12 protein-coding genes and 2 pseudogenes are annotated in these 12,147 nt (G+C 37.2%); 6 read left to right on the top strand and 8 right to left on the bottom strand.

Annotated features, from left to right (window positions below; all coding sequences use genetic code 11):
* Position 1: 1 nt before the first annotated feature.
* The 3 genes from mnmA to rluE all read right to left on the bottom strand — a co-directional run bounded on the left by mnmA (position 2) and on the right by rluE (position 2,337).
* Positions 2 to 1,105: a tRNA 2-thiouridine(34) synthase MnmA gene (mnmA, locus tag M0M83_RS11685; protein ID WP_248468449.1), complete on the bottom strand. Its 1,104-nt coding sequence runs from the start codon at positions 1,103 to 1,105 to the stop codon at positions 2 to 4.
* Between the two features lie 139 nt (positions 1,106 to 1,244).
* The gene (locus tag M0M83_RS11680; RefSeq protein ID WP_248466624.1) at positions 1,245 to 1,694 is read right to left on the bottom strand and encodes an NUDIX hydrolase; all 450 of its coding nucleotides are present in this window, start codon (positions 1,692 to 1,694) and stop codon (positions 1,245 to 1,247) included.
* Positions 1,687 to 2,337, bottom strand: a complete 651-nt coding sequence (gene rluE / locus M0M83_RS11675; protein WP_248466623.1) for a 23S rRNA pseudouridine(2457) synthase RluE — start codon at positions 2,335 to 2,337, stop codon at positions 1,687 to 1,689. The genes M0M83_RS11680 and rluE overlap by 8 nt, the downstream gene beginning before the upstream one ends.
* Before the next feature lie 532 nt (positions 2,338 to 2,869).
* On the opposite strand from rluE, the gene icd reads away from it, so the two are divergent.
* Positions 2,870 to 4,123: an NADP-dependent isocitrate dehydrogenase gene (gene icd, locus M0M83_RS11670; protein WP_004253371.1), complete on the top strand. Its 1,254-nt coding sequence runs from the start codon at positions 2,870 to 2,872 to the stop codon at positions 4,121 to 4,123.
* Between the two features lie 284 nt (positions 4,124 to 4,407).
* Positions 4,408 to 4,764, top strand: coding sequence for an MmcQ/YjbR family DNA-binding protein (locus M0M83_RS11665; protein ID WP_248466622.1), 357 nt, complete (start codon positions 4,408 to 4,410; stop codon positions 4,762 to 4,764).
* Between the two features lie 140 nt (positions 4,765 to 4,904).
* On the opposite strand, the pseudogene M0M83_RS11660 reads toward M0M83_RS11665, so the two are convergent.
* A pseudogene (locus M0M83_RS11660) lies at positions 4,905 to 5,791 on the bottom strand (PhzF family phenazine biosynthesis protein).
* Between the two features lie 741 nt (positions 5,792 to 6,532).
* Between M0M83_RS11660 and M0M83_RS11655 the strand changes: the two are divergent.
* A complete protein-coding gene (locus M0M83_RS11655; protein ID WP_248466621.1) occupies positions 6,533 to 6,937 on the top strand; it encodes a nuclear transport factor 2 family protein in 405 nt (134 codons plus the stop codon).
* 72 nt (positions 6,938 to 7,009) lie between these two features.
* On the opposite strand, the pseudogene M0M83_RS11650 reads toward M0M83_RS11655, so the two are convergent.
* Positions 7,010 to 7,141, bottom strand: a pseudogene (locus M0M83_RS11650) (MBL fold metallo-hydrolase); the annotation flags it as partial.
* 181 nt (positions 7,142 to 7,322) lie between these two features.
* Positions 7,323 to 8,990, bottom strand: coding sequence for a methyl-accepting chemotaxis protein (locus M0M83_RS11645; protein WP_248466620.1), 1,668 nt, complete (start codon positions 8,988 to 8,990; stop codon positions 7,323 to 7,325).
* Positions 8,991 to 9,345: 355 nt separating this feature from the next.
* On the opposite strand from M0M83_RS11645, the gene M0M83_RS11640 reads away from it, so the two are divergent.
* Together M0M83_RS11640 and M0M83_RS11635 are read left to right on the top strand one after the other, a co-directional pair.
* Positions 9,346 to 9,684, top strand: coding sequence for a GlpM family protein (locus tag M0M83_RS11640; RefSeq protein ID WP_248466619.1), 339 nt, complete (start codon positions 9,346 to 9,348; stop codon positions 9,682 to 9,684).
* Positions 9,685 to 9,896: 212 nt separating this feature from the next.
* Entirely contained in the window at positions 9,897 to 10,235 is a 339-nt protein-coding gene (locus M0M83_RS11635) for a hypothetical protein (RefSeq protein ID WP_248466618.1), read from the top strand.
* A gap of 47 nt (positions 10,236 to 10,282) precedes the next feature.
* On the opposite strand, the gene M0M83_RS11630 is transcribed toward M0M83_RS11635, so the two are convergent.
* Positions 10,283 to 11,065: a class I SAM-dependent methyltransferase gene (locus tag M0M83_RS11630; RefSeq protein ID WP_248466617.1), complete on the bottom strand. Its 783-nt coding sequence runs from the start codon at positions 11,063 to 11,065 to the stop codon at positions 10,283 to 10,285.
* Positions 11,066 to 11,149: 84 nt separating this feature from the next.
* Complete coding sequence (locus tag M0M83_RS11625; protein WP_248466616.1) at positions 11,150 to 11,641, bottom strand: N-acetyltransferase; 492 nt, start codon at positions 11,639 to 11,641, stop codon at positions 11,150 to 11,152.
* A 135-nt stretch (positions 11,642 to 11,776) separates the two neighbouring features.
* Between M0M83_RS11625 and M0M83_RS11620 the strand changes: the two genes are divergently transcribed.
* On the top strand, positions 11,777 to 12,121 hold the full coding sequence (locus M0M83_RS11620) for a DMT family protein (protein WP_125891168.1): 345 nt from the start codon (positions 11,777 to 11,779) through the stop codon (positions 12,119 to 12,121).
* The last annotated feature ends 26 nt before the right edge of the window (positions 12,122 to 12,147 follow it).

Genomic DNA, 12,147 nt, shown 5'->3' with positions numbered 1-12,147 from the left:
TTTACTCCTGAATACGGGCTTCAATAATACCGCCACCGAGACAAACTTCATCGATATAAAATACAGCAGATTGACCTGGAGTGACAGCCGCAACTGGATAATCAAAAGCGACTTCAATGCGCTCATCACTCAGTGGGGTAATCGTACAAGGAATATCCGCTTGGCGATAACGTGTTTTTACGACGCAACGTAGCGGCTCAGTCATTGTTTTTCGGTCAACCCAATGTAATTGCTGGGCAATTAACCCAATAGACATTAAACGAGGGTGTTCATGGCCTTGCGCAACGATAAGAATGTTGTTTTCAACGTCTTTATCGACAACATACCAAGGTTCTTCTGACCCCTCTTTTGTACCGCCGATACCTAAACCTTTACGTTGACCTAAGGTGTGGTACATCAAGCCTTCGTGTTGGCCAATGGTTTCGCCATCGACAGTCACAATAGGGCCGGGTTGAGCGGGTAAGTAGCGGCCTAAAAAGTCGCGAAATTTACGCTCGCCAATAAAACAGATACCAGTAGAGTCTTTTTTCTTCGCTGTGATCAGGCCAATTTCCTCTGCGATGCGACGAACTTCAGGTTTTTCCAGTTCGCCAACAGGGAACAGACTTTTAGCAACCTGTTCATGGCTTAATGTATATAAAAAATAGCTTTGGTCTTTATTGCCATCTAAACCGCGCAATAACTGGCTTTTCCCGTCAACATCGCGACGGCGAACATAGTGACCTGTGGCGATGTAATCTGCGCCTAAGTCTTCAGCAGCAAATTCTAAGAACGCTTTAAACTTGATTTCTTTGTTGCAGAGGATATCTGGGTTTGGTGTGCGACCTGCTTTATATTCAGTTAAAAAATGTTCGAAAACATTGTCCCAGTATTCAGCAGCGAAATTAATGGTATAAAGTTCAATACCCAGTCTGTCACACACGGCTTGTGCATCGGCAAGATCAGCCGCAGCCGAGCAATATTCTGTGTCGTCATCTTCTTCCCAGTTCTTCATAAACAGACCAGCAACCTGATACCCTTGTTGCTGTAGCAAGTAAGCGGATACAGAGGAGTCAACACCACCGGACATCCCGACGATGACTTTTTTTTGGCTGTTATCTGACATGGTACTATTATTTGACATGGAAATATCTCACTGCGGAAAAATCAAGCCCCATACTTTAGCATGTTGTTCCCGCATTACACCAGAGTTAGAGGGGAATATTATTGCTTGGTGAAGATTTCACCAAGCAGACGTTAAGGGGTTAAAGGTAATGGTCACCGTAAGCCGTTAAGATATCTAAAGGATAATGCTTTCCTGTGAGAAAACAGCGCAAACTTTCAGCTACTAATGGCGACCGCAAGCAGTTGCTATGTAAAATTTCTTCGGCTGTTAGCCAGTGACATTTGCTAATATCACTGTCTTGTGGCTGTGTTTCACAAAGGGAGCCAAGTTCTACGGCGAACAAAAAGCGGATAAACTGGGTTTTATCTGGGGCAATCCATTGGTGAATTTTAATTAATTGCGTTGGTGTGGCTTTTATTCCCGTTTCTTCTAGTAACTCACGTTCAGCGGCCTGTAAAATAGTCTCATTCGCTTCTAAATGCCCAGCAGGTTGATTCCACGTGGGGTTGTTATTTATCCACTCTTCTACCACTAAAAACTTGCCTTGAGCGTGTACGACAGTTGCTACAGTCACATTGGGTTTAAACAACAGTTACCTCCTTCCATTCGCCAACTGAAAGATTTCCCAAATTAAATTCACCAATTTGATAGCGAATTAGCCTAAGTGTGGGAAAACCTATATTTGCCGTCATACGACGAACTTGCCGATTACGTCCTTCATATAAGGTGATTTTTAACCAACTGGTCGGGATATTTTTGCGTTCCCGTATAGGTGGGGTTCTTGGCCATAACCATTCTGGTTCGCCAACTAACTCGATGCCTGCGGGGAGCGTTGGACCATCATTTAACACCAGCCCTTGCCGAAATTTTAGCAATGCGTCTTCATCAGGGATCCCTTCTACTTGAGCATAGTATATTTTCCCTGTTTTTTTCTGTGGTTGTGTTAAACGCGCCTGTAGCTTTCCATCATTAGTTAAAATTAAAAGCCCCTCACTGTCCCTATCAAGGCGTCCTGCTGCGTATACATCGGTGATTGGAATATATTTTTTTAATGTATCGCGGCCTTGTTCATCAGTAAATTGAGGTAAAACATCAAAGGGTTTGTTAAATAAAATGATTTTAGTTGATGTTTGCGAACTAACGGAAACCCGTTTAGCTTTATGTTTTAAAGCGGTAGGGTTCGGTGAGTAACGGTTTTTCTTCAAAACGGATTTCGAGTTCGGTCTGTTCATGGCCATTCAATAAGAATTTATAATTTGTGGTTATTTACCGCATATAGTGTAGGAGATTTAACGGTTGGATCCTAGGACGTATTTTTTATGGCGATGTAATATTTAATTAACAACTTTAAAAACATTTAAATTAATAAAAATAATTTTCCATTTAAAAATAAGTACATATGAGTTTGTTTGGATGGCGATAGTGTGAGCAAAACGTATTTTTAATTTGAGTTAACTTGCTAGTATTATTTTTTGTAGGGAAGTACTTTAATCAAAATCAAGTCACTCGCTCAAATGAGCCTTTGACAACTTTTCATCGCGGTTTGATTTATTTTCAATAATAGAATACTTAAATTAATTTATTGATTTAAAAGTGTTTATAAAGAGTTAGTCGATTAACTTACAAGATAAAACAGTACGTTAAATGCGATCGGCATTGAAGCTTAGATGAGTAATCATTGGCGTTCGACGCAGATTGAAGTAGTATTGACACGTCTCTTACAAAAAATTAACAAGCAAAATACGCAAGTGAAAGGAGAGGTTAATGGAAAGCAAAGTAGTAGTTCCGGCAGAAGGCGCTAAAATTACCATTGATGCAAAAGGCAAACTAAACGTTCCGAACAACCCAATTATCCCTTATATCGAAGGTGACGGCATTGGTATCGATGTTACACCAGCAATGTTAAAAGTGGTTGATGCGGCAGTTAAAAAAGCCTACAACGGTGAGCGCAAAATTTCATGGATGGAAGTTTACACCGGTGAAAAATCTACACAAATTTATGGTAAAGATGTTTGGTTACCAGAAGAAACTCTCGATTTAATCCGTGATTACCGCGTTTCAATTAAAGGCCCTTTAACAACGCCTGTTGGTGGTGGTATCCGTTCTTTGAACGTTGCACTGCGTCAACAACTTGACTTGTATATCTGTTTACGTCCTGTTCGCTACTACAAAGGCACTCCAAGCCCAGTTAAACAACCTGAACTGACTGATATGGTTATTTTCCGTGAAAACTCTGAAGATATCTATGCGGGTATTGAGTGGAAAGCCGGCAGTGCAGAAGCTGATAAAGTGATTAAATTCCTGAAAGATGAAATGGGTGTGACTAAAATCCGTTTCCCACAAGATTGTGGTATTGGTATTAAGCCTTGCTCAGAAGAAGGGACAAAGCGTTTAGTTCGCGCAGCAATTGAATATGCTATTGATAACGGCCGTGATTCAGTGACTTTAGTTCATAAAGGTAACATTATGAAATTCACTGAAGGTGCATTTAAAGATTGGGGATACCAATTAGCACAAGAGGAATTCGGCGGTGAATTATTAGATGGCGGCCCATGGGTTAAAATTAAAAACCCTAAAACGGGCAAAGATATCATTGTTAAAGATGTTATTGCAGATGCTTTCTTACAACAAATCCTGCTGCGCCCAGCTGAATACGATGTTATCGCGTGTATGAACCTAAATGGTGACTACATTTCTGATGCATTAGCAGCACAAGTTGGTGGTATCGGTATTGCTCCAGGTGCGAATATTGGTTCTGAGTGTGCATTATTCGAAGCAACGCACGGTACTGCACCAAAATATGCAGGCCAAGACAAGGTAAACCCAGGCTCTATCATTCTTTCTGCTGAGATGATGCTGCGCCATATGGGCTGGACTGAAGCGGCTGACCTAATCGTTAAAGGTATGGAAGGCGCAATCGAAGCTAAGACTGTAACCTATGACTTCGAACGTCAATTAGAAGGCGCTAAGTTACTGAAATGTAGCGAATTCGGTGACGCAATCATTAAACACATGTAATTTATTACGTGGTGTAATTAACAGCGGGGACTTAATAGTTCCCGTTTTTTATTGCCTAGAAAAATTCTTCTGCAGAACTCTTCTACAACGCAATCGTTATTTTATAACTATAACCTGAACCTGCCAATTCTTCCCTCGATCATCATGATATTTATCAGTCATCGCTTGGCTCTTAAAACCTAGTAAAGTTTTAGCAAAAGAAAAGTTACAGAGTCGATGAGACGGCATATAATAATGAGGTTAGGTGATATTACTGAAGTTTATTATTGAAATGGGATGATCGAATGAACCGCAGTGAACTGATTGATTATATTCAGAATAATTATGGTGTTGATCCTGAGAGCCCGTGGGCAAAGTACCCTGATTATCTTGTTTTTAGGCGAAAAAATAATGCAAAATGGTTTGCAGTTATTATGCGTATTTCATCTCGTAAATTAGATGCAAATAAGAATGAAGAGATAGTTAATATTGTTAACCTTAAAGCTCCACCGGAACTCATTGGTTCATTGAGATTAAAGGATGATATTTATCCGGCTTATCATATGAATAAAGAGCATTGGATTACGATAAAGCTACCAGGGAGCCTTACAGAGGATGAAATTAAGGAGTTAATTGAAGATAGTTATAGGTTAACGGCATAATTATTTATTATATGCTAGATTTTCCCATCCATGGGAAAAGTTTCTATATTAGCTAGCTAAGCTTTCTAGTGATGATAAATAACCGAATAAATGGCATTAAAAGATGGCCACTGCCTTGCATTTTTGAGCCTTATTTTTTGTTAAATATGTATTATTTGCGTATCGGTCATGGCTGCTTGGCCGCCAACTTTCACTTGAGTAATATTTTTTGCTTGTGAATGAATAGTGACATGAATCAAGGAGGAGCATCCCATTGCACGACCTTGCTCAAATAGAAATTGCGTTTCGTTCGGTAAGATATAATTGACCAAATAGCAGCCAAGTGCTCCACTAGCGCTGCCAGTTGCTGATTCTTCATTGATCCCATAGAGCGGTGCAAAATTTCGACAATGTGCTGTGATTGAAGGATCTTCACTTAACTCAAATACATGAAACCGATAGCATTTGATTCTTTGCTGATTCTCGTTATTGCTTCATAATTAGGCTGCAGTAAATCTAAATAGCCGGTATTAACTGGAATAATGATGTCAGGTAACCCAGTTGAAACTATCATGATAGGTAGGCCTGTTTCAGTAATCATTTCACGAGTTATGCCAAGGGCTGCTGCAACTTCATTGATATTAGGCCCAGTTCGTAAGGTTGGTAGCGCTTGATCCATAACGATATTGTTTGGGCTAACAGACACACTTAAAACACCGGCTTTGGTTTTTTGGGTGTAACACCCAGAAGAAATTAGCTTAAGTGAAGCTAAAGTGAAAAACACCGCTAATGTTGCATGACCACAAAAATCGACTTCACCTTCAGCGGTATAAAAATCCACTTCAAAATCAGTGTCTTCACTATTATAGACAAACGCTGTTTCTGAAAAACCGACTTGTTGTGCAATAGCAATTTTTTGTGAAGTGCTGAGTGCTGGCGGATTTAGAACGACACCCGCAGGGTTACCTCCAGTGTTATTTTGTGTGAAAGAATTGACAAGATACACCAGAATATCTTGCTCAATTGAGCCGGTATTTTTAGTTTGCATTTATTTTCCCGAGTTATAAATAGATATCTTAAATTTTCAGAGTGTACTTTACTCATCGGTTCAAATTTAATGAGAAGTGCAAACGCTATATTAGTATAACCCATTGTGTAATAGCGTAAATATGATGCTATCCTTTATTGATAGTTTAATGAACCAACTAATAAAGTATTGATAATCTGCTTAAGCTGACTAGACGTTTAGTTAAGGAATTCTCAGTGTGCTCAAAAAGATGGGACTGGGCTATGAGGTTGGCAATGACTTTTTTCATTATATATCATTGTTTAGCAAAAAAAGCCCCTGCAAGCAGGGGTATCTAATGGAAATGTATATTTATAGTTATTGTTATAAGGCGTCTATTGCTTAGATAGACCACTAAATAATACCAGTTCTTAAGCCTTAATCCAAATCGGCGTAAGCATAAAAGTGAAGTTCTTTATAGGGGATTCAATTACGCATAAAGTGGGTTAATGAGTAATTAATTGAAAACACCAATAAAACCAAACTAAAATTGATGAATAAGAAATAAATTTTTGATTGTTTACGCAAAAAATTATCGTGATATAGAAAAGGGACAAAAAGCATAAAATTAAGTGCCATTCTTCAGGTTAAATCACGGATAAATTATTAGAAGATAGTGTAAAGGTGAGAATTTAAAGATAATAAATTCTATTTTGACTTGAAATGAAAAATAATACACCCATAACAATTATAAATAATATTATTTATAATAAGGGATAAAATATGACTAATGCACATATGACTAACGCACAATGGGTTATACAGGCACTGAACGCAGTATTGGGTGAGGACATTGGTTCATTGTCTGTGGCGAAACAATATTTTTCAGATAAATACATTCAAGTTGTTGATGGTAAACAAATTGATTTTAATGAGTTTATTACACACTTGCAGGTATTGAAGCAAGCCACTGAGTCGATCGTTATTACCATTAAATCTATCGCGGAGGGGGATGGGTGTGTGCATACTCAACATCTGGCAAAAGCGACTAAAAAAGATGGCTCAATAAGTGAATTTGAGGTATTTGCTTGTTTTCAAATAGAAGATGGGAAAATTATCCGTTGCGAAGAAATGACAAGAATGGTTAAAGGCAGTAATAAGGATGAAGATTTAGGCTCAAGAACTTAAACCTTCATTATTTATCAGGTGTTTAATATTGTTAATTTAGGTAAAGCCTAATAAAAAACCAGATTTTACCTTGTCTGAATAGCCGGTATCGAATAATATTTTTTTATTATCGGCCTCGATATAGTAGCAGACACCAGGTTCACCGCAAAAGTAACTATCGATTAGGGTATTATTGTCGACAAGAACAGTAATTTTTATTGTCATCATGAACTCATGTTTAATAGCAGTAATTGTAATCGTTATATCAGATAAACACTAAAAAGTATTAAATGGCTATAAATACAGTAACAAAAATTGAGGAAACGATGGAAGTAACGCAGAAAACGATAAAAATGTTGGAGGCGACGATCGAAAGTCAACCCCCTAAATAAAATGCTATATCTTATTAGACAAACTGTTTTACTTTTTTAACCTCTTCAAGAGTATCACTATCTATTTCATGTTCACTTTTGGGTTCAATGCGAAAAATAGAAATAATATCCTCTAATAAATCTGATTGGGACTCCAAAGCTCTTAAGGACGATTGCAATTCACGAGTCATGGTTGCATTCGCTTGTGTAGTGTTGTCTAATTCATTGATTGCTAGGTGTATTTGGCTAACACCATGGGTTTGTTCATTTGAGGCAAGCGCAACACTTTGGATCATCTCATTGATATTAGATGTATCTTGTGCAATTGAAACAATATTGTCATTTGCATCTGCAGCTAATTGGAAACAGTGATTAATTTTATCATTTGAATTATTAATTAATAGCTTGATTTCTTTGGATGCTTGAGTGCAACTAATGGATAATTCGCGGACTTCATTTGCGACGACGGCGAACCCTTTGCCATGTTCGCCTACTCTTGCTGCCTCTACAGCGGCATTCAATGCTAATAAATTAGTTTGAAACGCAATGTTATCAATGGTTGAGGTGATTTTACTAATTTCTTTCGAAAAATCGACAATATCATCCATATTTTCAACAACATCAGAGATAAGCTCATTACTCTTATCAATTGTTACACTCGTCTCTGACATTAATTTGCACGATTGATTAGTGTGAGCGGTGTTTAATTTAAAAGAGGAATCGAGTTCTTCGACGCTGGCTGCTGTTTCAACAATGGCGGCGGCTTGTTGATCTGCTCGAATAGAAAGGTCATGATTCATCTGGGTGATATCACCAAGTTCAACTTTTATATGGTGAGTGTTGTCATAAATATTTTTGACGATATCAATCAGTTTGCTTTGCATATTAGAGACATGCTGTTTAAGTAATTTGATTTCATATAAACCTTTGTTATCAAAGCGATGGTATAAAACGCCATGGCTAACTTTTTCAATACCATCAATAACTTGGTTTAGTGGGCGAATAAAGAAAAGCTGTAGAATAAAGCGAATAAACAGAGTTACGAGGATAACGATTGAGATAGTAACGATTAAGCCAATCAAACTTTGTTTATATAGCTGCTCACTTGCGAGAGCAATATCATGATAGCTACTATTTAATTGTTGATGATATTTTACGTAGTTTTTCTCAAATGTGTCCTGAAATCCCTGAGTCGGCTGGTTTAAAAAGTCATATGTTTTTCCTTGAACTAAAAAAACGGAAAGCTCATTTAATGCAGCGTATAACGCGTTATAGGATTTTTCTAGCTCAGCAAATTGGTCACCATTTTTGTAGATGGAAACGGTTGTAAATGCATCCCAATAATTAGCCGTTTCAGCTATTTTTTTATGATAAAACGCGATGAGGCTATCTATGTCAGTATTTGATGTTTTCATCTTATTAATAACTAATAAATGGCGAGAGCTAGCCCGATTTAATGTATTTCGTGCTTGTAATAAAGATTGCCATGTATTGTTTAGTTGAGTTTGTTCGTTATAGATAGTATCGAGTTGGGTTAATGTCTCTTGATATTGTTTTAAAGAACTAAAGAAAAACCAACAAGTTGAAAGAAGAAGGGCGATCAGCAGGCCTGAAATAAACCAGACTAGAGTTGTTGTCTTAAAACCAGAAAAAGAGAACTTAGTTGAACTAAAATTAATTTTTTTTAAATTACCAGACATCATTGATTATTTCCTTTCATACCATCGAGTAGTGTGTTTCACACATACTAAATACGACGTCTAAACATAACGTGATTAACCATGAGCAAATCGAAGCTGTCCGATAGCTAAAAAGTTATATGTAGTCACGCGAAAGCCTCAAGCGCAGGGACTAAATAAATGTATCGGCACTCGTTCTGGATACTTTATATCCAACAATTTGACTTAGCTCATAAAATTGAAGTTAATTAAGTGTTTTTACTCATTTGGGGAAGTGAAAGGACACAATAGTTGTACATTGATAGCGACAATACAGTTAACTTACAAATTATTTGTGATAATAATAGTCAATGTTTAAAATTTAAGTATTGAGTGCGGTATGTTTTCTTTACTCTTTAAATGCTTTTTAGGTGCTTTAGCTGTATTGGTTATTGCGCTATTTTCGCGTAGTAAAATTTACTACATTGCCGGATTAGTTCCTCTTTTCCCTACATTTGCATTAATAGCACATGTTATCGTTGTTCAAGAACAAGGTTCGGAAGCTCTCAGAAAAACTGCACTGTTTGGCTTGTGGTCTCTCATTCCTTATGCAATGTATTTATTAACGGTATATTTATTAGCAACAAAAATCACAGCTTGGGGAAGTTTAACTATTGCAACGGTTATTTGGATAATAACAGCGGCAATATTAGTTTATATGTGGCAACTCACTCAATAGATAACATTGGGAGATATAATTAACTGAAAGCGATAATAAAAACTAAAGAAGTACGATAAGCTGACGGCTTAAGCACACTTGGGTAGAGTCGCAAAAATTTAATTATTAACTATAATGATAGCCAGTGTTTTCTATTGAGCTGTATTATTAAAATGTTATTAAGAGCCTTGGTATTATTGTTAGTAGCTGGGTGTGCATATATTGCAGGAATTATGACTGAAGTTACACTTGATCCTGAATTAGATACAGAGAGCCGAGTTAAAAGTTCTGTCGAAGATTTTCTTGCCTACCCATCAGCCGCGAGTTATAAAAATGTTCAATATTATGTATTGACGAAAAGTGAGGAAGGGGATGAAACGGGCTATTATTGTGGTGAAGTCTTTGGCTTTGAAAATGAATTACCTCATGGCTATAAAAGGTTTATCGTTAGACTTCATAAAAATAGAGCTGGTAAAGTAATGATATCCATTCCTTTTGTGGAAAAAACTGATGATATTATCCCCGCAGAGCAATTTGAAGCGGTCTGGGATAGGTACTGTAAAAGAAGCTAAGTTAATAACTGCTCGTTGAGTGCCTAACACAACGAGCGTCAATAATATTAATTGGCCTTAATTGCCATTGTCGTTAGGAATGTTGGTAGATAATTATCGATAACGAACCGTGGATTAGGTTGCCAGTCTTCTTTAAAACCTGTGATAGAAAAGCCCGCTTTTATTTGCCCACCAATTAGATCTGTCAGTGAGTGACCGAATACAAACGCTTCTTGTCTTGCCTGTTTTTGTGCTATTTGCTCTGTTGATAAAGTAGATAGCTCGGAGTACGGCATAGTATAGCTTGGCTTTATTATGCCTTGCTCATCATAGTGTTTATCTCGTTCGCCAATAGAAAGAATCGGGTTATAAAAGCTAGATAATAGGCGCCCATTGGTTTTTAATACACGGTGGCATTCTTGCCAGACAGGGTTAACATCTGGAATATATAAATTAGAAATAGGGTGGAATATGATATCAAAGGTTTCATCCGCAAACATGTGTAATGAGCGCATGTCACCCTGAACAATCTCTAATGTTAAATTATCCCTTTCCGCCACCATTTTGTCTTGCTCAAGTTGTTTCTGAGAAAAGTCAAATACAGTCACATTTGCTCCCGCTGCGGCGAGTACTGGAGCTTGTTGTCCTCCCGCTGAGGCTAAGCAGAGAATTTTTTTATCTTTTATATCACCTAACCAAGCTGCATCAACAGGTGTCGGCGTTAAATGAACCTGCCATTTACCTTGTTTGGCATCATGGATAGTTTTGGAATCAACAGGTTTTGACCAAGCAAGTTGTGATTCTGCTTGTTTATCCCATGCTTTTTGATTTGCACTCGTGTAATCGGTCATAAATATACCTCTGTATACAATAATTTGTCACAGTGTAGCAAAAAATAAGTAAGTTGAAACCAAAAAGTGTACTAAACAGTACATTTATTTTCCGATCATTAAATGATATGTTGTGCCATCAAATTCAAAATCAGTGATATTACTCATACCTATTTTTTTATGTGCGAAAAGAGACCTGAGATTATCTGCATTGATAAAAGCAACGGGTTTTCCTTGATTGTACGAACTAATTTCATCAAAAAGGTTTTTGAGAATATTCTTCCCCCTATAATCATTATCAATACAAACAGGGCCATAAAACCAGTTGCCTCGTATGATGTCTGCATGCTGTTTAATAATTAAATGTGCTATAGGGGGTAAGGATGAAGAGTGAGAGTCAAAGCTAAACACAACCGCAATAATTTTATTTGCATCCCGAGCTATAATGGTGGTTAGACTTCCTGCAAACATTGCGTTAACTTTGGCTTGGGGATATTCACCAAGTAACCCACCTTGTTGGGATTCAGAATTAGATTGCAATAATTGAGCGACAGCGGGACAATCAACCTGTGTCATTAATTCATATTTAATATTCATTATTACCTCGTAATGATTGCTAAATACGCTTAAATTTGTGATATGAAGAACCAGGGGTATTTATGGGAGTCTATGGCAATATATTAGTTCTAACCCCATAATATCGATTATCTATTCTTTGTCTATTGAATCAGCATGTTAATTAAACTTTACCCAGTATTCTTACTTATTATTTCAAATGTATTTATGATGTTTGCTTGGTATGGGCATTTAAAATTCACAACAAAACCGTTGTATGTTGTTATTTTCTTTAGTTGGTTAATCGCCTTGGTTGAATACTGTTTTGCGGTACCGGCTAATCGGTTAGGACACCAGTACTACAGTGCGGCTGAATTGAAAACAATGCAGGAGGTGATAACGCTCTGTGTATTTGTTCTTTTTTCGGTATTGTATTTAGGTGAAAGTTTTACCATTAACCATTTAATCGGTTTTATTCTTATTTTTGCAGGCGCCTTTTTTATATTTAAAGGGCCATTTTAAACAGAAAGAGCAGCTTGAGCTGCCCT

It is taken from the genome of Providencia rettgeri (genome assembly GCF_023205015.1).
Classification (GTDB): Bacteria; Pseudomonadota; Gammaproteobacteria; order Enterobacterales; family Enterobacteriaceae; genus Providencia; species Providencia rettgeri_E.
The sequence above is the reverse complement of the archived record's forward strand: the minus strand, read 5'-3'. Positions and strand labels throughout refer to the sequence as shown.